Source organism: Kitasatospora sp. NPDC059327 (genome assembly GCF_042752535.1).
Classification (GTDB): domain Bacteria; phylum Actinomycetota; class Actinomycetes; order Streptomycetales; family Streptomycetaceae; genus Kitasatospora.
The window spans coordinates 77,177-98,522 of the sequence record NZ_JBHYYB010000007.1 but is presented as its reverse complement, the minus strand read 5'-3'; the positions used below and the strand labels follow the sequence as shown (position 1 = coordinate 98,522).

Below are 21,346 nucleotides of genomic sequence, written 5' to 3'. Positions count from 1 at the left end.
CACCGCCCACGGGGTGCCCGGCCGGCCGGACCGGACCGACCGGGCCGCCGGGCGCCGCTACTCCGGGGTGACGTAGGCCCCCGAGATGCCGCCGTCCACCAGGAAGGTGTTGGCGGTCATGAACGAGGAGTCGTCGCTGGCCAGGAAGGCCACGGCGGCCGCGATCTCCTGCGGCTCGGCGAACCGGCCCAGCGGGATGTGCACCAGCCGGCGGGCGGCCCGCTCCGGGTCCTTGGCGAACAGCTCCCGCAACAACGGGGTGTTGACCGGCCCCGGGCACAGCGCGTTGACCCGGATGCCCTCCCGGGCGAACTGCACGCCCAGCTCGCGGGACATCGCCAGCACCCCGCCCTTGGAGGCGCTGTAGGAGATCTGCGAGGTCGCCGCGCCCATCACCGCGACGAATGACGCGGTGTTGATGATCGAGCCCTTGCCCTGGCGCCGCATGTGTCCGATGGCGTACTTGCAGCACAGGTAGACGCTGGTCAGGTTGACGTCCTGGACCCGCTTCCAGGCCTCCAGCCCGGTGGTCAGGATGGAGTCGTCGTCGGGCGGCGAGATCCCGGCGTTGTTGAAGGCGATGTCCAGCCTGCCGTAGTGGTCGACGGCCTGCTGGTACATGGCCTCCACCGCGGCCTCGTCGGTGACGTCGGCCTGCACGAACAGGCCGCCGACCTCCTCGGCCGCCCTGCTGCCGCTCTCCTTGTCCAGGTCCACGCACACCACCTTGGCGCCCTCGGCGGCGAACCGCCGGGCGGTCGCGAGGCCGATGCCGCTGCCCGCGCCGGTGATGACCGCCACCCGGCCGTCGAGTCGTTCGCTGATGCTCATCGTTCCTCCGTGGAGATGAAGACGTTCTTGGTCTGGGTGAAGGCGTCGAGGGCGTCCGGGCCGAGCTCGCGGCCCAGGCCGGACTGCTTGAACCCGCCGAAGGGGGTCGAGTAGCGCACCGAGGAGTGCGAGTTGACGGACAGGTTGCCCGCTTCCACCGCGCGCGAGACCCGCAGCGCGCGGCCGACGTCGCCGGTCCAGATCGAGCCGGAGAGGCCGTACTCGGTGGAGTTGGCGATCCGGACCGCCTCCTCCTCACCGCGGAACGGGACCACCGCGACCACCGGGCCGAAGATCTCCTCGGTGAAGGCCCGGTCGTCGTGGCGCACGGGTGCCAGCACCGTCGGCGGGTACCAGAACCCCGGACCGTCGGGCGCGGTGCCGCGGAACGCGACCGCGGAGTCGTCGGGGACGAAGGACGCCACCCGGGCCCGGTGGGCGGCCGAGATCAGCGGACCCATCTCCGTCTTCTCGTCGGCCGGGTCGCCGACCCGTACCCCACGCACGGCGGTCTCCAGCAGCGCCATGAACTCGTCGTGCACGGAGGCCTCGACCAGGATCCGCGAGCGGGCGCAGCAGTCCTGTCCGGCGTTGTCGAAGACCGCGTACGGCGCGGTGGCGGCGGCCCTGGCCAGGTCGGCGTCGGCGAAGACGATGTTGGCGCTCTTGCCGCCGAGTTCGAGGGTGACCGGCTTGACCTGGGCCGCGCAGCCCGCCATCACGGCCCGGCCGACGGCGGTGGAGCCGGTGAAGACCACCTTGCGGACGGCGGGGTGGGTGACGAAGCGCCGGCCGACCACCGGACCGCGCCCGGGGAGGATCTGCAGGACGCCCTCGGGCAGGCCCGCCCGGAGGGCGAGTTCGCCCAGCCGCAGCGCGGTGAGCGGGGTGAGCTCGGCCGGTTTGACGATGACGGTGTTGCCGGCCGCGAGGGCCGGGGCCAGGGCCCAGGCGGCGATCGGCATCGGGAAGTTCCAGGGCACGATGACGCCGACCACGCCCAGCGGCTCCTGGAAGGTGATGTCCAGACCACCGGCGACCGGGATCTGCCGGCCGAACAGCCGCTCGGGGGCGGCCGCGTAGTACTCGATCACGTCCCGGGCGTTGCCGGCCTCCCAGCGGGCGTTGCCCACGGTGTGCCCGGCGTTGGCGACCTCCAGGGCGGCCAGGTGGTCCCGGTCGGCGTCCACGGCGGCGGCGAAGGCGCGCAGCAGGCGGGCCCGGTCGGCGGGGGCGACCCGGCGCCAGGTCTCGAACGCGGCCGCGGCCCGCGCGATCGCGGCGTCGGTCTCGGCGAGCGAGGCGAGTTCGACGGTGGTGATCACCTCCTCGGTGGCCGGGTTGACGACCTGGTAGGGCTCGGGGCCGGTCGCCCCGTTGGGGTCGGGTCCGGTCGCCTGGTGCGGGTCGGGTCCGGTCATCCGGCTGCCTCCTTGCAGCTCGCCGCGGTGAACGCCTCGAACAGTCGAAGGTCCTGCGGGTCGGTCTCTGGGTGCCACTGGACGGCCACGGTGAACGTCCGGCCGGGCAGTTCGAGCGCCTCGACGCCCCCGTCCGCGCTGCGGGCGGTGACCAGCAGGCCCCTGCCGATCCGGTCGACCGCCTGGTGGTGGTAGCAGTTGACCCGGGCCGAGGCGCCGAGGACCGCGCCGAGCCGGCTCCCGGGCCGGATCGTCACCTCCTGGCGGACGTAGGCGGCCGGCAGGGTCTGGTGGCTCTCGTCCGGCAGGTGCTGGACCAGGTCGCCGCCGAGCGCGACGTTGAGCAGTTGCATGCCGCGGCAGACGCCGAGGACCGGCAGGTCGCGGTCGAGCGCGGCCGCCAGCAGCTCCGACTCCCAGCGGTCCCGCCGCGGTTGGGGGCGTCCGGTGCGCGGATGGGGGTCGGCTCCGTACAGGGCGGGGTCGAGGTCGGCGCCGCCGGCGAGCACCAGCCCGTCGAGTGCGCCGATCAGACGGTCGACGCCGCCGCCCTGGGGCGGGAGCAGGACGGGGGTGCCGCCGGCCCGGGAGACGCTGTCGAGGTAGGTGCGGGGCAGGACGGCGGCCGGCTGGCGCCAGACGCCCCAGGCCGCCTCGTCGAGGTAGCTGGTGATGCCGATCAGCGGGCGCGTGGTCACAGCCGCTCGAATCCGCGGCGCCGCTCCCAGTCGGTCACCGCCGCCGCGTAGGCGGCCAGTTCGGTCCGGCCGGCGTGGGTGTAGTGCTGGACGACCTCGGCGCCGAAGGCCTCGGCGGCGGGCTTGCTGCGCTCGAACGCGTCCACCGCGTCGCGCAGCCCGGACGGCACCCGTGGCGCGTCGGAGGCGTACGCGTTGCCGGTGAACTCCGGCTCCAGCGGCAACCGGTGCTCGATCCCGTACAGGCCCGCCGCGATCAGCGCGGCGACCGCGAGGTACGGGTTCACGTCCCCGCCGGGGACCCGGTTCTCGAACCGCAACGACGGTCCGTGGCCGACCACCCGCAGGGCGCAGGTGCGGTTGTCACGGCCCCACGCGATGGCCGTCGGGGCGAAGCTGCCCGGCACGTACCGCTTGTAGGCGTTCACGGTGGGGGCGAGCAGCAGCGAGAAGTCGGCCAGGCAGGCGAGTTGGCCGGCCAGGAAGTGCTCCATCGTGCGGGAGAAGCCGTGCGGGCCGTCGCCGGGCATCACCGGCCGGCCCTGGTCGTCGCGCAGACTGAGGTGGATGTGGCAGGAGTTGCCCTCGCGCTCGTTGTACTTGGCCATGAAGGTGAGGCTGACCCCCTCCTGCGCGGCGATCTCCTTGGCACCGGTCTTGTAGACGGCGTGGTCGTCGCAGGTGGTGAGCGCCTCGCCGTACTTGAAGGCGATCTCGTGCTGGCCCGGGTTGCACTCCCCCTTGGCGGACTCCACGGTCAGCCCGGCACCCGCCATGCTGTTGCGCAGCCGGCGCAGCAGCGGCTCGATCCGCGAGGTGCCGAGGATGGAGTAGTCGACGTTGTACTGGTTGACCGGGGTGAGGCCGTGGTAGGCCTTGTCCCAGGCCTGCTCGTAGCTGTCGCGGAAGACGATGAACTCCAACTCGGTGCCGACGTAGGCCTGCCAGCCGTGCTCGGCCAGCCGGTCCAGTTGACGCCGCAGGATCTGCCGCGGCGAGACGCTGACCGGGCTGCCGTCGTGGTGGTGCACGTCGCACTGGACCATGACGGTGGCCGGGTGCCAGGGCACCGTCCGCAGGGTGTCCAGGTCGGGGGTGAGGACGAGGTCCCCGTAGCCGCTGTCCCAGGAGGAGATCCGGTAGCCGTCCACGGTGTTCATGTCGATGTCGACGGCGAGCAGGTACCCGCAGCCCTCGGCCGCGTTGGGGACGACGTCGCTGAGGAAGTACTCGGCGGCGATCCGCTTGCCCTGCAGGCGGCCCTGCATGTCGGTCATGGCCAGCACGACGGTGTCGACGCTGCCGTCGGCGACCAGCGGCCGCAGCCGGTCGAGGGTGAGCCGGGACGCGGTCATCGGGACTCCATTTCGTCGGCCGGGGAGGCCTCGCGGACCGGCAGTTCCTGGCTGCCGGGCGCGGGGGCGCCCTGGATGCGGGGGCCGGTGAACCAGTGCCGGGCGGAGGCCAGCCACCAGAGGCCGGCGAACCCGAGGACCACGGCGACCGCCACGGGGGTGTAGTTGAAGTCGGCGGCGGTGACGGGGCTGACGGTGGGCAGCATGAACAGCACGGTGATGAACGCCGTCCAGCCGACCGCGACACCGCCGATCAGCGTGCTCCAGCGACCGAGGTGCCACGGTCCCCGGGGGAACGCCCTGCCCTGCCGCAGCCGCAGGAACACCGGGATCACGTAGGAGAGGTAGAGGCCGATCACCGAGATCGAGGTGACGGCGGTGTAGGCGGTGGTGTTCCACAGGGCGGGCAGTCCGAGCAGCAGGGCTCCGCCGGTGGCCAGCCAGACCGCGTTGGTCGGGGTCTGGGTGCGGGGGTCGATCCGGTGCCAGATCCGGGAGCCGGGCAACGCGCCGTCCCGTGAGAAGGCGTAGATCATCCGGGAGTTGGCGGTGACCGAGGCCATCCCGCAGAAGAACTGGGCGCCGATCACGATCAGCAGGAGCAGCTTGGCGCCGGTCGTCCCGATCGCGTCGATGAAGATCTGCGCGGGCGGGACCCCGGTGCCGCTGTCGAGCGCCCCCGCGTAGTCCTGGATCGCGAAGGTGATGCCCAGCAGGAGGATCCAGCCGGCCACCAGCGAGACGACGATGGCGTTGACGATGCCGCGCGGGCCGGACCGGGCGGCGTCGTGGGTCTCCTCGGTCATGTGCGCGGAGGCGTCGTAGCCGGTCAGGGTGTACTGGGCGAGCAGCAGACCGAGCATCCCGACGTAGAAGTCGCTCCGGAAGCCGGTGTTGTTGACGAACTCGGTGAACACGAAGGACGCCGGGGCGTGGTGGCTGGGTAGCAGGGCCAGCGCGCCCACGATCACCACCACGCCGATCAGGTGCCACCAGACGCTGACCGTGTTGAACAGGGCCACCAGCCTGACGCCCCGGGTGTTGAGCAGCCCGTGCAGCAGCAGGATCACCGCGAAGATCTCCACGGTGTGGCCGGGCGTGGCGGCGAAGCCGAACTGGAGGTCGAGGAAGGCGTTGGTGAAGAAGGCCGCTCCGTAGTCGACACCCGCCGTGACCGCGACCTGGCCCAGGAAGTTGAACCAGCCGGTGAACCAGGAGGCGGCCGGCCCCTGACGGCGGGCCAGCCGGGCGGCCCAGTAGTAGAGCCCGCCCGCGGTCGGGTAACTGGAACAGATCTCCGCCATCGCGAGGCCGACGCAGAGGGTCATCAGTCCGACCAGCGGCCAACCCCAGGTGATCATGGCGGGGCCGCCGGTGTTCATGCCCGTCCCGTAGAGGGTGAGGCAGCCGGAGAGGATCGAGACGATGGAGAAGGACACCGCGAAGTTGGCGAAGCCCGACATCGAGCGGGCCAGCTCCTGGGTGTAGCCGAGTTCGCGCAGCCGTTGCTCGTCCTCGGAGAGGGCGGGGGACGCGGGGGCGTCGGGGGCGTCGGGGGCGGGGGACGCGGGGACTGCCGGGGAGGCGGGCGCCGTCGCGGAAACGGACCCGGAATCAGCGGGAAACAGTGGTCTGACAGGCTGCTCGGCCGGGCTGGACCCGACCGGTTCTTCGGATGTCATGCGCACCCCTGGGGAATGAGGCGGGGACCGGCACGCGCGCCCACGCCGTCGTGGCGCGCCGTCCTTGCGTTCCAATGGACTGAAAGCAGACCATTGGAGCCGTGTGCAGCATCGTTCACCCGGGGCCGCCCCGGCGTCAAGACCGCTCCCCCGACCGGCCGCCGAGCGCCCCCGGGTACGATCACCCCGTGGAGGCACAGGTGGATCGGCAGTTCGACAGCGTCTTCCGACCCGTCCGCACCGGCAACGCCTTCGAGGAGACCGTCGAGCGGATCCTCCAGGCGATCAAGCTCGGCGTGGTCGGCCACGGCGACCGTCTTCCCGCCGAACGCGACCTCGCCGCCCGGCTGAACGTCAGCCGCGAGACCCTGCGCGAGGCGCTGCGCTCACTCCAGCAGGCCGGCTGGGTCCAGGCCCGCCGCGGCCGCTACGGCGGCACCTTCGTCACCTACCGGCTCCCGGCACCCGACGTCGGCGAGCTGCGCCGCGCCGCCCAGGACCTCGGCGCCGAGCTGGAGGACGCGCTCACCCTGCGCCTGGTCCTGGAGACCGGCGCCGCCGAACTCGCCGCCCGCCGCGACCTCACCGAGGACCAGCGGACCTACCTGCGCCAACGCCTCGCCGACGCGGACAACGCCAGCCCGGACGAGTACCGGCAGTGTGACTCCCGCTTCCACCTGGCGATCGGCGAACTCACCGGCTCCCCCTCGCTCGCGGCCGGTATCGCCGAGGCCCGGATCCGGCTCAACGACCTGCTCAACGCCATCCCGATGCTCGGCCGCAACATCGACCACGCCTCCGACCAGCACCGGGCGATGACCCGCGCCATCCTGGCCGGCGACTCCGCGGCCGCCCGCCGGGCCACCGAGGAGCACCTGGAGGCGACCGCCGCGCTGCTGCGCGCCTTCCTCGGCTGAACGGCCCGAGGGCTCCGGGTCCGCCGGGGGCTCACTCCCGCGGGCCGCGCACGACCCGGCCGGTCACCGCGGGAGCGCGGGCCCGCCGCCCGACCGGAGGTCCGTCAACCAGGCGTGTCCCGGATGCACCCGGTCGAGGTACCCGGCCAACGCCCGCCGCTGCGCCCCGTCCAGCAGGGGAAGCGTGCCGACGAAGTCCCGCCGGTCCTTGGGGCGGGCCGCCTTGGCCTTGAACAGCAGCACCAACTCCGGTGCGAGGTAAGGGATCCCGTCCTCCGTACGGCGGACCACCGCGGTGTACGGCAGGCGGATCGACGGGTCACGCCGGCAGATCCAGGTCTCACCGTCGTGCGGTTCGCGGAACACGTCGACCAGGAAGTTCCCGGTCGCGGGGTCGCGCAGCCAGGTCTGGTGGGACAAATCGGCGACCTGCGGGGTGAGCTCCCAGACCCGGCCGGACGCCACGGTGTCGAAGGCGAACCCGGCGAACCGGTCCCTGATCTCGGGGAACCGCCCCGCCGGCACCGCGATCTCCAGATCACCGTGCTCGCGGGTCCGCCGACCCCGGAACAGGTCGAGGGCCCAGCCCCCGGCCACGCACCAGGGAGCCGAGACACCTGCCAACCGGGCCGCCACCTCGGCGGGCGTCCAGGCGTGCACCCATCTCTCCTCGGCCTCGGCCTCGGTGATCGCGACACCGCCTGCGGGCAGTCCATCCGTCATCCCGCCAGAGTAGCGGGCGACCTGGTCCGCCGAACGGAATTCCCGGCGCCGGACGCCGCACGGCGAGCGCCAGCGGGCACCGCGACCCCGAAGAAAGCCCCGAGGGCTCCCGAGGACTCCCGAGCTGCCCCGCGAAGCCGTTCTGCCCGTTCGGACGGGGCATCGCTGCGTCAACGAACACGTCATCACCGGAATTCTCTGCATGTACCGGCAAACATCTGGATTTTCCGGACTTCCGCGATCAAGCATCGGGCTGAAGCCTCGTCACCGACCCCGCTCCCGTGGAGGACACCCCCGTGCCGCACCCGTCCCGTACCCCCAAGGCGCTCGGCCTCGCCGTCACCGCCGCGCTGAGCCTCACCCTGGCCGCACCGCCCGCGCTCGCCGCGCAGGCATCCGACACCGACCCGGTGCCCGCCCTGGTCGCCGGCCGGGACACCGCCACCCCGCGACTGGTCACCGGTCTGGCCGAACGGGCCGAGGGTGCCCCGGTGGCGGCCGCCCTGGCCCACCTGGCCGCGCACCCCGAGCGCTACCGGATCGACCCCGGGCAACTCACCGAGGTCGCCACCGAGCGCGCGGCCGACGGGCGGCGCACCGTCAGGTTCCAGCAGTACCACGGCGGTGTGCCGGTGCTCGGCGCGCAGTACCTCGTCCACCTGGTCGGCGACGGCGCCGACCAGCGGGTCGAGTCCGCCGGCGGCAAGTACTTCACCGGGCTCACCGCACCGACCACCGCCGCCGTCCCGGAGGCGATGCTGCGCGGCTTCGCGCTCGGCGCGCTCACCGACCCGCGCGCCCGCTCCGGCGCCACCGCCGAGGATCGCGGCCCGGTCGTCCTGCCCGGTGGGGCGGGCCGGCTGACCCGGCACTTCACCGTGCGGAGTGGCGCCGACCGGTCCGACGCACCGCCGACCACCCGCGAGGTCTACGTGGACGCCACCGTCGGCGACATCGCTCTCGCCCACGACACCCGCGCCCCCTCCTCGGCCGGCCCCGGACCGGCGGCAACAGCGGCAACGGCGACTGCCGTGAGCGGCCCGGCGGCGACGGTCGCCGCCGGGCCGGGGCTCGAACCCGCCACCGGCACCGCCCCGGACGCCCACGGCCGCCGCGTGCCGGTGAACACCGCCCGGCTGCCCGACGGCAGCCACCAGCTCGTCGACCTGACCAGGCGCGCCACCATCACCACCTATGACGCGGCCGGCCGGGACCTGCTGGACTTCATCGGCGGTCTGCCCGCCGACCTGCGCCCGGCCACCTCACCGACCGCCGACTTCCCGGCCGCCACCGGCACCGACGGCGCCACCGACGCCCACCTCAACGCGGGCATCGTGTACGACTTCTACCGCGACCGGCTGGGCCGGGAGGGACTGGACGGCAAGGGCGCGCCGATCGTCTCGCTGGTCGCCATGACCAACGACGGCGCACCGATCATGAACGCCACCTGGGACGGGACCATGATGTCCTACGGCGGCGGGGGCCCGACGTACCACTCGTTCGCGGTCGCGCTGGACATCGCCGGGCACGAGATGACCCACGGCGTCATCGAGCACACCGCCGGCCTGGTCAACGCCGGCCAGACCGGGGCGATGAACGAGGCCCTGGCCGACTACTTCGGCAACGCCATCGAGGTGACCGCCCGCGGGGTGGCGATGACCGACCCGAAGGCCGCCCTGTTCGGCGAGTCGGTCTGCCGCACCGGCACCCCGGAGAGCTGCGCGGGGCGCCGGCTCGACGACCGCCGCACCACCGTGCGCGACTACCTCGGCACCGACCTCGGCCTCGACGCCGGCGGCGTCCACCTCAACTCCACCATCTTCAGCGGCGCCCTGTGGGACATCCGGCGCACCCTCGACCCGCTCACCGCCGACCGGCTGGTCTACCGCGCGCTCACCGAGTACCTCACCCCGCTGGACGACTTCGTCGACGGCCGCAACGCCGTCCTCGCCGCCGGCCGCGCGCTGAACCTCGACCGGGCCCGACTCCGTTCGGTCGCGGCGGCGTTCGACGCCCACGGGATCCGCGCCGGCTGGGAGTCCGAGCTCGGTGTGGACAGCCGGGCGCTGGTGCGCGCCATCTCCACCTCGACGCCCGCCCCGGCCGTCGCCGGCGGCCGCTGGGTGATGGGCGACTCGACCGGCACCGGCGCCCCGGCCCTGTACACCGGCTCCACCACCGGCACCGGCACGCCCGTCCGGCTCAGCCCAGAGGACGGCCGCCGACACAGCCGGGCCGCCACCGACGGAAAGGCCGCCGTCTGGCCGGCCGTCGGCCCCGACTCCGAGGGCCGGTTCGGCACGGAGGTCCTGACCCGACCGCTGGACGGCGGCCCGGTCCGCGGCCTGTTCGCCTCCCGGACCGAGCAGCTCGGCGAGGTCCGGATCTCCGGCGGTGACATCGCCTTCCTGGCGGAGGACCAGGAAACCGGCCGGACCAGGATCCTGGTCTCCCGCGACGGCGCCGCGCCGGTGGAGCTGCCGCTGCCCGAGGGCCACCGCCCCTCCGACCTCACCCTCAGGGACGGCCTGGTCGGCTGGAGCGAGCGCTGGACCGTCGACGGGCAGCCGCGGTCCGCGGCCGCGGTCCACTCGCTCACCACCGGCCGGGCGACCGCACGGTACGAGTCGAGCGGCACGATCAACTCCACCCTGCTCGCGGGCGGACGGCTGCTCTGGGTGGAGACCCCGGCCGGCCCGGCCGCGCGCAGCGCGATCCGCTCCGGCGCCACGGACGGCTCGGCCGCCGTCGACGTGCTCCCCACCGACTCCCCCTACGCCCCGGCGACCGCCACCCTCACCGCCTCCGACCGGACCATCACCTTCCAGGCCTCGGGCAGCGAGCCCGCCGGCGGCTGGACCAACGCGGCGCTGCCCAAGCTCTGGCAGCTGCCGATCACCGGCGGCACCCCCGTACGGGTGTCCTGCAACCGGGGCGGCCAGGTCGAGCCGGCCGCCGACCGGGACAGCCGGGTGCTCTGGCTCGACGCCACCACCGGTCACACCGACCTCGTGGTCCGCGAGCGGCCCGCCACCTCCTGCTGACCGGACCTCGTCGGGAGAACGGCGTGGCCGCCAAGCCGCCGCGAGCGCCCGGCTCCCGGCCCGGCCGCACCCCTGGGCGCGGCCGGGCCGGCGGGTCAGCCTTCGGCGCAGTGGCGACGCCGGGCGACGGCCACCAGGGCCGCACCGGCGGCGACGGCCGCGGCGGCGCCGCCGGCCTCCAGGCCGAGGCCCTCGTCCACGCCTGTGGCGGCGAGCTGGCCGGAGGTCGGCGCCGGGGTCCCGGCCGGGGTGTAGGTGACCCGCGCGGGCGCCACGGCCGGGGCCGGGGTGGCGACGGTGCTCACGACACCGGCGGGCTGGACGGGCCGGGTGGTCGGGGCGGTCTGCCCGGCGGCGGTGTTCTGGGCCTGGTCCGGCTGCTGGACCGGCGCAGTGGTCGGCTTGGCGGCGGCCGCCGCGTTGGCCTCGTCCTCGGCGCGGGCCGTGTACTGGCCCTCCTTCAGGAACGCGACCACGTCCTGCGGGGAGCCCTTCAGCGCGGCGACCGCGGCCTTCTGGACCGCCGGACCACCGACCGCCATGACCTGGAAGGCCTTCACCCGGTTGTCGACCACGCGCGCGTCCGCGAGCCCGACCTCAAGGAAGCGGCGCAGGTCGGCGGGGGTACGCGTCCTGCGCGCGAGCCGCCCGGCCGCCTGAGCCCGGGAACAGAGGGAACGGGGATGGGAACAGGAATTTCTTCGGCCCGGGCGGTGAGTGACCCTCACTTTGAGGGGTTGGGGGCGCAGGATCTCCTGTCGGCCATGCCCCGGGGCCCGGGACCCGGGAGAACCACCGGCGCTGAGCGGCCGAGCGCCCGATCCGGCATGGCAGGCTGGTGGGCCATGAGTGAGCACGATGCGGGCGGGACGGACGGGCGGGTACCGCTGCTGGTCGTGGACGCCGCCAATGTGGTGGGCTCGGTACCCGATGGCTGGTGGCGGGACCGCAGGGGCGCGACCGAGCGGCTGCGCGACTCGCTGGCGGCCGTCGCGCGGTACGGGCCGGCGGACCGTGCCGGGACGCCGCCCACCTCGGAGGCCGGCCCGGTCGAGGTGGTCCTGGTCGTGGAGGGCGCCGCTCGTGGGGTGGCACCGGTGCCGGGGGTCCGGGTCGTCGCCGCGCCCGGGTCCGGCGACGACCGGATCGTCGCGCTGGTCGAGGAGGAGCTGACCGCCCGGCCGGGGCGGGACTGCCGGGTCATCACCGCCGACCGCGGCCTGCGCGCCCGCGTCCTCGCGCTCGGCGCCGGGGTGCTCGGTCCGCGCACGGTGTGGCCGGCCCGGCCGGCCCGCCCGGAGGACTGACCGGTCGACCTGCGCGGACCGCCCGGCCCCGGGCGAGGCACCGGGCGAGGCACCGGACGCGACCGTGGCCCGACCTCGGAAGGTCGGGCCACAGCAGTCCCGTGACACCGGTCGAGGCCGGGCCCGCACGGGCCGGGACGGGTCAGTGCTGCCAGACCCGCACGTAGTCGACCTGCATGTCGGCCGGCGTCGCGGACGGACCGCCGCCCGACCAGACCGCGTTGTTCAGGATCAGGTACTGCGGCGAGGAGCTGATGCCGGTGGTGATCTGGCCGACCTGCTTCCCGTCGTAGTAGTAGGTCACCGACCCCGGCTTCCACTCGGCGCCGTAGGTGTGCCAGCCGGTGTAGTTGCCGGTGGCGCAGCCGCCCGGGCCGCCGGACGGCGAGTGGTAGTGGTAGCAGGCCTGGCCGCCCAGGCCCTCCATGATGTCCATCTCACCGTCGGCCGGCCAGTTGTGCCCGTCCGCCCAGAACGCGGGCCAGTTGGCGATCTGCGAGCCGTCGGCCGGCAGGTAGATCCGCGCCTCGAAGGCACCGTAGGTGAACTCGGCCTTGCCGTTGGAGGACACCATGCCGGAGCGGTACGGGTAGGTCTTGCCGTTGACCGTGGTCGGCTGCTGGGCGATGTTCAGGTGCAGCGAGCCGCCGCTGACGGTGGACTGCGACGGGGCGTAGGCCGCCAGCTCGATGTCGGGGTTGACCGGCTGCGTGGTGCAGGTCTGGCAGCCGAACCAGTTGGGCGTCCACTTGGCGCTGTCGACACCGCTGCCGTTGAACTCGTCCGCGAACACCGGGCGCCAGCTGCCCGCGATCCCCAGCGGGCCGCCGGCCGGGGCGGGTGCGGTGGGCGGCGCGGTCGGGGTCGGCGTGGGCGGCGTGGTCGGGGTCGGGGTCGGGGTCGGGGTCGGGGTCGGCGTGGGCGTCGGGGTCACTGTGCCGCCGCTCGACGTGAAGCCGCGGACCGGCGTCAGGTTGTGCCAGCCGTCCGAGGCCTTGTAGGCCACGAAGTAGGTGTACGAGCCGGTCGGGAACGTCCGGCTCTTGGGCGTGACGGTGGTCTGCGCGGTACCCAGCGTGGCGGGGGCGGCCCCGGGGAAGTCGTAGTTGGCGCCGCTCGCCGAGCGCACCGCGATGGTCAGGCTCTGCAGCTTGAGCCGCTTGCTCGCGTGCACCTTGGCGGTCGCGGTCACGGCCGAGTTCGCCGTGGGCGAGGCCGGCGCGATGTCGAGCGAGTCGACGACGACCGGGGTGGTGGCCGCGTCGGACTGCGCCGCCCAGGTCACGGTGCCGGTGGTCACGGCCGCGGCCGCGAGGCCGGCGATGGTCACCCGCTTCCAGGCGGCGGGCTTGGCCCGGCGCTGTCGGGCATCGGTTCGCAGGGTTGTCATGCTGTGGGCTACCTTTCCTGCCCCCCTCAAGACACGTGGGCTCCGTCCGCGGCAGGAGCGGAGGAGAGCCCGTCGAGGGGGGAGCCTGTGCGAACCGGCGTGTCCCGCGCAACCCTCGCACCGTCAGCTCGTGCCGTGTCCGCAGGCCGGGAAGCGGGCTGTCCGCAGGCAAACCACCAGGTCAGGGCAGGTATCGGGGTCACTGCCGGGAGCCCGTGTGAGGCGCGGCACAGGTGACCGGGGCCACACGGGACGTCCGCTCGGCCGGGCCGACCGTCCGGACAGCGGAACCCCGCCCGCGCTCGGTCGGGCGGGCCGGCGAGGAGGCGGCTGCCGCTCCGGACGCCGCCGCACCGGCGGGACGGGTCAGGGACGGTCCCCGAGGCGCAGGTGACCGGCGATCTGGCGACGGCCGCCGGTCAGGGCCTCGGCCACGACCGCGAGCGTGGCCAGCAGGGCGAGTGCCGCGGCCGGGAGGACGAGCGGCCCGGCCGTGAGGCGCAGGCCGGCCGGCACCGGGGCTCCGACCAGGGTGGACAGGTCGACGGCCGGGCCCAGCACCAGCACCGCCACCAGCGCGGCCAGCGCGCCACCGGCCGCCGCCATCAGGGTGTGCGGCAGCGTCTCGGCGATGACCAGCGCCAGGCCCTGACGGGAGCGCAGGCCCATGGTGCGCAGCCGGGCGAGGAGGGCGGCACGGTCGGGGGCGGCGCGCAGCAGGGTGAGCAGGACGGCGAGCAGGGTGAGCGCGCCGGCGGCGGTGAGCGCGTGGCGGAAGAGGCGGCCGGCGGCGTGCTGGAGGGGGTCGTCGGCCAGGTCGGCGGTGACGGCGGCGCCGGTGCGGGTCACGTAGCCGCTGCGCAGCCCGTCCGGGTCGTTGCCGATCACGGCGGCGGAGGCGGTCGGCCCGGGCGCGGCCGAGGCGCCCGGGTCGACGAGGTTCGAGGCGGGCAGCTCGTGGACCAGTCGGGCCAGGGCGGGTTCGTCGATCCGGCCGATGGCGAACCAGTCGGTGGCGCGGGCGAGTTCCGGCAGGACGGCGGCGGCGGGGGTGGGCAGGACGACGAACGGCCGGGTGGCACCGGGCAGCGCGGGGGTGGCGTCGAGCGTACCGGCGTGGGTGGTGAGGACCTCGCCGCCACTGGGCAGCCGCAACCGGTGGCCGCCGGGGCCGAGGTGGCGGGCCAGGTCGGCGCTGAACAGGGCGGGGACGGCGGCTGTCCCGGCGTCCGGCCCGGCCGGCGCGAGAGGGGTGGTGGCCGCCAGGGCCGCCGGGTCGAACACGCCCACCCCGACGGTGCGGGCGATCCGCGCGTAGGCCTGCGGTTCGGCGACCACCAGGGTGACCTGGGTGGCGCCGGGGTCGACGCCCGCGCGGGCTCCCGGAACGGCTTCGAGCAGGAAGGCCTCGCTCTCCAGCCGGACGGCGGTGGCGGCCGAGACCCCCGGCAGGGCGCCGGCGGCCGCCGTGAAGCCGGGCGGCAGGGTGAGACCGGCGGGCGCTCCGACGGAGACGTCCGCGCCGACGATCAGCCGCGCGGCCCGCTCCCGGGCCAGGCCGACCCCCTGCAGCACACTCGCGCCGAACCCGGCGGTGGTGACGGCGAGCACCAGCGCGAGCAACGGCAGCGCGGAGGGACGTGACCGGCCGCCGCTGCCCCGGGCGGCACGGGCCAGTCCCAGGAAGGCCACCGCGCCGGTGGCACGGGCCGCCGCGCGGGCCAGGGCGCCGGCGAGGACGGGCAGTAGCCGCGCCAGCAGCAGGGCCGCGCCGAGGGCGATCAGCAACGGCGCCCCGACGAGCAGCAGGTCGGGGCCCGCTCCCGGCGGTGCGACGCCACGCCGCCGCACCCCCTCCACCGCGACCACCGTCAGGGCGAGCACGGCGAGTTCGGCGATGAGCCGGGCGCGCCCTCGCCGCACCGGCCCCGACCGGGCCGGTGGCAGGGCGGCCCGCACCGGGACGGCGAGCCAGCCGAGGGCGGTGACGACCAGCGCGGCCGTCACCGCCGCCGTCCAGCGGGGCGTGGGCCAGAGCCACAGTGCCAGCGCCGTGGCCGCCGCCGCGGCGGGCAGCACCGTCACCGCGCCCTCGCCGCACAGCCGCGCCAGGACGCCTCGGCCGGAGCCGCCCCGGGCGCGCAGCAACCGCAGCTCCGCGCCGCGTCGTTCGACGGTGAGCGCGGTGGCCAGGGCCAGCACCACCCCGACGATCCCGGCGACGCCGGCCGGCCCGATCAGGGCCAGGGGGGCGACGGCGGCCTGACGTGCCGCCGCCCGGTCGAGATGACCCGGCAGCCGGGACGTCGTCGCCAGGTCCGGACGCCCGGTGGCCGCGAGCAGCCCGGTCATGGTCGGCCCCGTCAGGAACGCCGCGACATCGTGCCGCACGCCCGCCAGCCGGTCCGCGCGCAGCACCCCGGTGTCCAGCGGCAGCCGCCAGAAGTCGCTCGCCCGGTACCCCCAGGTCCGGAGGGCGCCCAGGTCGTCTCCCCCGACCGCGGCGGCGGTGTGCCAGTACCGGACGGTCGGGTCGTCGGGCGAACGCTCCAGGCAGGCCCGGTCCATGCAGGGCAGCTCGGCCCAGAACGGATCGACGGTGTCGGTGACAGTGTAGAGACCGGTCACCCGCACCTGGCGCGCGGGCACCGAATCGTCCGCCAGGACGTCGCCCACCCGCATCCCCATCGTCTCGGCCGCGCCCCGGGCCACCGCGATCGGGATCGGTTCGCCCTCGGTCGCGCCGGCGGGCCAGCTGCCCGCCACCAGGGTGGTGTGCTCGGCGAGACCGTGCAGGTACAGGAGTTGGAGCGTGGGGTGGGAGACGCCGTCCGGCCGGTCGAGGCCCGGTGTGGTCAACGCGCGGCGCAGCAGGCCCCGGGCGCCGAACACCGGTCCCGACGGTGCCACCGGGAAGTCCGCCCCCGCCCGGGCCACCAGCTCGCCCGCCACCGCCTCCAGGTCCGCCGCGCTCTCCCCCTCGCCGGCGGCGGCAGTACTGAGCAGACTCGTCTCCAACGGGCCCCGGTCGTGCAGGAAGTCCCGCAATGCCGCGTCCGCGCCCCGGTCCAGGGCCCTCGGGAACGCCGCCGCCAGGAACACCAGGACGCCGGCGAGTCCGGCGGTGAGCAGGGCCGCCCAGGGGGCGGTCCGCAGCCGGGTGCGCACCCACCTCGCCGGCCGGAGCCGCCCCGTGGGCAGCGGGCCGGTCGGGTGGCGGCCGCCACCGACGGCCGCGGCACAGGCCCGGCGGACCGAACAGACCAGGCAGGCCAGGCGGGTGCGGGTACGGGTGGTCACATCGTCCTCCGTCGGGTGGGACGGCGGTCATCGACGTTCCGTCACGGGATAGCCGCCGATGCTGTCAGAGGAACGCCCCGGGGCGGAAGAGTCCTGTACGAAGCACGGACCGAAAGGGCAGCCCCGGCACGGCCGCACGGGCAACCGACCGCCGGCACCCCGCCCACCCCGCGCACCCGGGCCCCGGCGCAGCCCTGTTGCCGAATCGGCAACAGAAGTGGCTTCGCCGCCGCGTGGTCGGCGACGGTGGGCGCGTGACCGACGACATCGCCACAGGAATTCCCGCCTCCGCCGCCACCGGGCCCGCGGAGGACTACCTCGGAGACCCCGCGGCGCGCGCGGAGTGGGACGGCCGGTACGCCGAGCGCCGGCAGTTGTGGAGCGGTCGGCCCAACGGCGCCCTGGTGGCCGAGGTGGCCGGACTCGCCCCGGGACGCGTGCTCGACGTCGGCTGCGGCGAGGGCGCGGACGCCCTGTGGCTCGCCGGCGCGGGCTGGGACGTGACCGCGCTCGACGTCTCGGGCGTCGCGCTGGAACGGGCGGCCGGGCACGCCCGGGCCACCGGACTCACCGTTCGCTGGGTGCACGCGGGCCTGGCGGAGGCGGTGCTCCCGCGGGCGTCCTTCGATCTGGTCTCCGCGCAGTACCCGGCGTTGCCGCGCACTCCCGGCGCGGCGGCCGAGCGGGCCCTGCTCGCCGCCGTCGCGCCCGGCGGAGTGCTGCTGCTCGTGCACCACGCGGGGATGGAGACCCGGCGGACGCACGACAGCGGCTTCGACCCGGCCGACTACGTCTGGCCCTCGATGGTCGCCGCGCTGCTCGACGACGACTGGGAGATCGAGGTGGACGAGCAGCGGCCCCGGGTGGCACCCGACGGTGGCGCCGGCGCGCACCACACCGACGACCTGGTGCTCCGCGCCCGCCGGCTGCGCTGACCCGCTCCCCCTCGCGGACCACCCGGCGAACGCCCCGGCGCACTACCCGGCGGGGCGTCCGTCGGCCCGGTCGGCGTCGGTGGGGCCGGCGGGGCCGTGGGTCATCAAGTCCCCCGGCTGGCACCGGAGGACCTCACAGATCCTCGACAGGGTCGAGAAGCGGATGGCCTTGGCCCGGTCGTTCTTGAGCACGGACAGGTTGACCACGGTGATGCCCACCTGGGCGGACAGCTCGGTCAGGGTCATGCCGCGCTCGGCGAGCAGCCGGTCGAGGTGGATCCGGATCCCGTGGTGTTCCTCTTCCGGCATCAGATGGTCCCTTCGAGGTCCTCCCGCATGCGCACACCCTCACGCATGACCCTCCCCATGATCACCGCGGCGAGCCCGGCGAGGACGAGCACCAGGGGCCCGGAGAACGTCGGCCCGGACCCCACGATCGGTGCCATGCTCCCGACGAGCCAGGACTGCGACCAGCCCACGACGAGGGCGGTCACCAGCGTACCCGCGGTGACGGACCAGCCGAGCACGGAGAGCCGCCGCGCCACCGGCCCGGTGAACGGCCCCTGCCGCAGGGCCGTGGTCAGCAGCCGGGAGAAGAGCAGCAGCGCGAGGGCGCCGAACAGCAGCCAGGGCAGTTCGCCCCCGAGGTCCGCGGCACGCTGCGCCACGGAGGGCCCGTCCTGGCACAGGCGGGTCGTGCTGCCGGCCGCCGTCACACCGTCGCCGATCGGCAGTCCGTTCGCCAGCGCGGCGTTGGCCCAGAAGCCCGTCCGCACGCAGACCGCCCCGTCGTCGAGCATGCGGACGGCCGCCGTGCCGACGAAGGCGAGCCCGCAGAGTACCGCCAGGGCCATGGTCGCCGAGGCCAGCGTCCTCGTGAGTCGCGTGTTCACTACAGTCCTCCCCATCGATTTTCGATATGCCTCAAGGTACAGGGGCATATCGATATTCGACAAGTCCGGCGGGGCACGGCCGGGCCGGCGGTCGCGCCCCGGCCCCGGGATCCGACACGGGAGCGCCCGGCCGGGAGGTCCCGGCCGGGCGTTCCCGCGCGCTGCCCGCGGATCGAACCGGGAGTCAGAACGGAGGGTCAGGAGAAGGGGTCAGAACCGGGTGCCGACCGTGACGCCGCTGAAGTCGGTGACGGCGTACAGACTGAGGTAGCGGTACCCGGCGGTGGGGTTGGTGATGGTGAGGGACTGGGTGGTGCCGGTGCCGGTGGAGGACGCGGTGAAGGCGCTCGGCGAGGCCCAGGTGCCCGGGTTGTAGTACAGGTGCGCGGTGCCGGTGCCGCCGGAGGTGGCGATCGTCAGCGAGCTGGTGCCGGCCGGCAGGTAGACGTACAGGTAGGCGGTGTTGCCGGCGGTCGCGGCGAGGCCGGTCCGCGAGCAGTTCTGGCCCATCGCGTCGGTGCGCGGCTCGGTGCAGGTCGGCAGGGTGACGGGGGGCGCGGTCACGGTGACCGGGGCCGGGGTGGTGGCGGTCCGGCCGGTGCTGTCGGTGGTGGTCAGGGCGACGGTGTAGGTGCCCGAGGCCGCGTAGGTGTGGCTCGCGTTGCGGTCCTCCGAGGAGGTGCCGTCGCCGAAGTTCCAGTGCCAGGAGGTGATCCGGCCCGGGCCGGTCTGCACGGACCGCTCGGTCGCGCTGACGGTCGCGCCGTTCACCGAGGTGTCGAACAGCGCGGTCGGGCCGGCGGCGTAGCAGGCACCGGCGGCGCAGGCGGTGAGCCAGGCGTCGAAGTCGGCGTCGTAGGAGGTGCCGAGGTTGTTGTAGACCGCGTAGCCGCCGGGGTAGTCGCCGACCCGGAACCGGGCCAGCATGGCCTGGACGTCGGCCGGGTGCTTCTCCAGCATGTACCGGACGGCCAGGTAGCCCCACGGGTAGACGCGGGTGGAGTCGGAGTTGCCGTAGGTGTTCTGGAAGATGGTGCTCAGCTTGTAGGTGTGCTGGGCGGCCTGGGCCATCGCGTCGGTGTCGGTGGTGGCGCGGTAGCTGTAGGACATGTACTCGGCGATGCCCTCGATCCACCAGATGTCCGGGACGGACGTCTGGTTGGTGAAGGTGCCCTTCATGTCGTAGATGCCGTCGAGGTAGTGGGTGTACTCGTGGTTGAGGTTCCACACCCGGGCGGGGTCGCTGTTGTTCCAGGCCTTCTGGTACATCACGTTGGCGGCCCGGTTGTCGGGGTCGGTCGCGTTCATGACGGTCTGGCCGCCGTTGTCGGTCGAGTTGCCGAAGATCGCCCACGAGTAGGTGGTGTAGTCGGTCTTGTTGGCGAAGATCCCGACGGTGACGGTCTTGTTGTACTGGTTCGGGATCGGCCCGTTGTCCTTGACCACGTTGTGGAAGAACGCGTCCTCGTCGCGCAGGCTCGCGCAGACGGTGGCCAGTTCGGCGGCCGACAGGGCCTGGGCCTGGATGGTGCGGTTGTCGCAGACCAGTTGGTTCGGCAGGACCACCGCGGTGAGCTTGGCGGGCAGGTCGCAGATGCCGTAGTACGAGCACTGGCCGTTGTCGTAGACGGTGGCCTGGTAGGCCGTGTACACGTACAGCGGCGCGGCCGCCGTGAGCAGCGGTGCGGAGTCGAGCACCCGCTTCACCAGCGGCTTGGCCGCGGCCTCGACGGCGGGGCTGCTGCCGGCCATCCGGGCCAGGTCGTTGCCGGCGTTGGTGTCGAGGACGGCGTTGGGCCCGCCGAGCAGGTCCTTGTGGTTGATCGCAAAGTTGGCGAGCGACGTGACGAGGCTCGGGTCGGCGCCGAGCGCGTTGACGAAGTTCGGGTTGGTGTTGCCGCGCCAGAGCGGGAACCTCAGCACGGAGTTGACGGCGCTGACCATCTGCGGGAACGCGTTGTACGCGTTGGTGTAGTCGTCCAGCACCCGCTTGTAGACGCCCAGGTGGTCGGCCTGGATGTTGGCGCTGTCGGTGAGCGTCAGCACCTCCTTGAGCACGCTGCCGTTGCCGTCGGTGACGTCGTGCCAGCGGGCGCCGGCGAAGAACGCGTCCAGGCCGGCCTTGACGGCGACGGTGAGCTCGTTGGTGTACGGGCCCGCCGCGTCCGGGTAGTAGGACTGGATGTAGTAGCCCACCCGCAGGTAGAGCACCAGTTGCAGGATGCCGGTCGAGTTGTCGCCGGTGTAGCCGCGCGCCAGGTCCTTGAAGGCGGCCGCGACGGTCAGCATCCGGGACTGCTGGAAGACGGCGGGGTCCGCGCCGCCGTTGGTGAACAGCGCGGTCACGCAGTCCGTGGTCGAGCCCTTGAGGAACGCGACCAGGTCGGCACCGGCGTGGCCGGCGAAGTCCGCCGGGGTGCAGCCCTGCGCGGCGGCCACCGCGGCGCCTGACGGGGCCCGCGCCGCGAGGGACTTGGGCGGGACGGGGGCACTCTGCGCGGCCGTGGCGGCCGGCTCGCCCATCAGGGTCTCGCTGAGCAGCGCCGGGGGCAGCGGGGCGGCGGGCGCGGCGAGGTTCTCGTCGCCCGTCGTGGCGCCGGCGGCGGCCGGGCCCGCCGGCCTCGCGGCGGCGGCGGCGATGGCGGCCGCCGTCGAAGCGGTCGCGGCCGGGACGGTCACGGCCGAAGCGGTCGCGGCCGCCCCGGCGGTGACGGCCGCGGGTGCCGCGAAGGCCTGGGCCGGCAGCACGGTGGCGGCCGTGGCGCAACAGGCGACGACGCCGGCTGCGAGCGTGGAGAGGCGTATGCGCAGGGGCACGCTGAGTCCTTCTTCGAGTGGGGGCGGCCTGAC

16 protein-coding genes are annotated in these 21,346 nt (G+C 74.3%); 4 read left to right on the top strand and 12 right to left on the bottom strand.

The features are described from left to right. Nucleotides 1–57: 57 nt before the first annotated feature. From ACFXHB_RS07100 to ACFXHB_RS07080, 5 genes are read right to left on the bottom strand one after another with little or no spacing between them, the layout of a single operon-like run. The gene (locus ACFXHB_RS07100; protein ID WP_380572790.1) at nucleotides 58–831 is read right to left on the bottom strand and encodes a 3-oxoacyl-ACP reductase; all 774 of its coding nucleotides are present in this window, start codon (nucleotides 829–831) and stop codon (nucleotides 58–60) included. Further along, entirely contained in the window at nucleotides 828–2,252 is a 1,425-nt protein-coding gene (locus tag ACFXHB_RS07095) for an aldehyde dehydrogenase family protein (protein ID WP_380572789.1), read from the bottom strand. Before ACFXHB_RS07095 ends, ACFXHB_RS07100 begins: the two co-directional genes overlap by 4 nt. Beyond that, nucleotides 2,249–2,950 (bottom strand): gamma-glutamyl-gamma-aminobutyrate hydrolase family protein, encoded by a 702-nt coding sequence (locus tag ACFXHB_RS07090; protein ID WP_380572788.1) that lies wholly within the window; start codon nucleotides 2,948–2,950, stop codon nucleotides 2,249–2,251. Before ACFXHB_RS07090 ends, ACFXHB_RS07095 begins: the two co-directional genes overlap by 4 nt. Then, nucleotides 2,947–4,305, bottom strand: coding sequence for a glutamine synthetase family protein (locus ACFXHB_RS07085; protein WP_380572787.1), 1,359 nt, complete (start codon nucleotides 4,303–4,305; stop codon nucleotides 2,947–2,949). The genes ACFXHB_RS07090 and ACFXHB_RS07085 overlap by 4 nt, the downstream gene beginning before the upstream one ends. Then, nucleotides 4,302–5,987: an amino acid permease gene (locus ACFXHB_RS07080; RefSeq protein WP_380572786.1), complete on the bottom strand. Its 1,686-nt coding sequence runs from the start codon at nucleotides 5,985–5,987 to the stop codon at nucleotides 4,302–4,304. Before ACFXHB_RS07080 ends, ACFXHB_RS07085 begins: the two co-directional genes overlap by 4 nt. Nucleotides 5,988–6,175: 188 nt before the next feature. Here ACFXHB_RS07080 and ACFXHB_RS07075 point away from each other — a divergent pair, with 188 nt between their 5' ends. Further along, complete coding sequence (locus tag ACFXHB_RS07075; protein ID WP_380572785.1) at nucleotides 6,176–6,904, top strand: FadR/GntR family transcriptional regulator; 729 nt, start codon at nucleotides 6,176–6,178, stop codon at nucleotides 6,902–6,904. Between the two features lie 63 nt (nucleotides 6,905–6,967). On the opposite strand, the gene ACFXHB_RS07070 is transcribed toward ACFXHB_RS07075, so the two are convergent. Continuing rightward, complete coding sequence (locus ACFXHB_RS07070) at nucleotides 6,968–7,627, bottom strand: nucleotidyltransferase domain-containing protein (protein WP_380572784.1); 660 nt, start codon at nucleotides 7,625–7,627, stop codon at nucleotides 6,968–6,970. Between the two features lie 281 nt (nucleotides 7,628–7,908). On the opposite strand from ACFXHB_RS07070, the gene ACFXHB_RS07065 reads away from it, so the two are divergent. After that, the gene (locus ACFXHB_RS07065) at nucleotides 7,909–10,671 is read left to right on the top strand and encodes a M4 family metallopeptidase (protein ID WP_380572783.1); all 2,763 of its coding nucleotides are present in this window, start codon (nucleotides 7,909–7,911) and stop codon (nucleotides 10,669–10,671) included. A gap of 95 nt (nucleotides 10,672–10,766) precedes the next feature. On the opposite strand, the gene ACFXHB_RS07060 is transcribed toward ACFXHB_RS07065, so the two are convergent. Next, nucleotides 10,767–11,246 (bottom strand): ALF repeat-containing protein, encoded by a 480-nt coding sequence (locus ACFXHB_RS07060; RefSeq protein ID WP_380572782.1) that lies wholly within the window; start codon nucleotides 11,244–11,246, stop codon nucleotides 10,767–10,769. Between the two features lie 270 nt (nucleotides 11,247–11,516). Between ACFXHB_RS07060 and ACFXHB_RS07055 the strand changes: the two genes are divergently transcribed. After that, entirely contained in the window at nucleotides 11,517–11,978 is a 462-nt protein-coding gene (locus ACFXHB_RS07055) for an NTP pyrophosphohydrolase (protein WP_380572781.1), read from the top strand. A gap of 142 nt (nucleotides 11,979–12,120) precedes the next feature. Here the strand turns inward: ACFXHB_RS07055 and ACFXHB_RS07050 are convergent, their stop codons facing one another. Both ACFXHB_RS07050 and ACFXHB_RS07045 read right to left on the bottom strand, forming a co-directional pair. Next, nucleotides 12,121–13,368, bottom strand: a complete 1,248-nt coding sequence (locus tag ACFXHB_RS07050; RefSeq protein WP_380572780.1) for a family 16 glycosylhydrolase — start codon at nucleotides 13,366–13,368, stop codon at nucleotides 12,121–12,123. A gap of 366 nt (nucleotides 13,369–13,734) precedes the next feature. Further along, a complete protein-coding gene (locus tag ACFXHB_RS07045) occupies nucleotides 13,735–16,668 on the bottom strand; it encodes a hypothetical protein (protein WP_380572779.1) in 2,934 nt (977 codons plus the stop codon). 254 nt (nucleotides 16,669–16,922) lie between these two features. On the opposite strand from ACFXHB_RS07045, the gene ACFXHB_RS07040 reads away from it, so the two are divergent. Then, entirely contained in the window at nucleotides 16,923–17,603 is a 681-nt protein-coding gene (locus tag ACFXHB_RS07040) for a class I SAM-dependent methyltransferase (protein ID WP_380572778.1), read from the top strand. A 42-nt stretch (nucleotides 17,604–17,645) separates the two neighbouring features. Here the strand turns inward: ACFXHB_RS07040 and ACFXHB_RS07035 are convergent, their stop codons facing one another. The 3 genes from ACFXHB_RS07035 to ACFXHB_RS07025 form a co-directional block, all read right to left on the bottom strand. Continuing rightward, nucleotides 17,646–17,912 (bottom strand): helix-turn-helix domain-containing protein, encoded by a 267-nt coding sequence (locus ACFXHB_RS07035; RefSeq protein ID WP_380572777.1) that lies wholly within the window; start codon nucleotides 17,910–17,912, stop codon nucleotides 17,646–17,648. Further along, nucleotides 17,912–18,496, bottom strand: coding sequence for a DUF2975 domain-containing protein (locus ACFXHB_RS07030; protein WP_380572776.1), 585 nt, complete (start codon nucleotides 18,494–18,496; stop codon nucleotides 17,912–17,914). The genes ACFXHB_RS07035 and ACFXHB_RS07030 overlap by 1 nt, the downstream gene beginning before the upstream one ends. 210 nt (nucleotides 18,497–18,706) lie before the next feature. Then, nucleotides 18,707–21,313, bottom strand: a complete 2,607-nt coding sequence (locus ACFXHB_RS07025; protein ID WP_380572775.1) for a collagenase — start codon at nucleotides 21,311–21,313, stop codon at nucleotides 18,707–18,709. Nucleotides 21,314–21,346 lie beyond the last annotated feature (33 nt).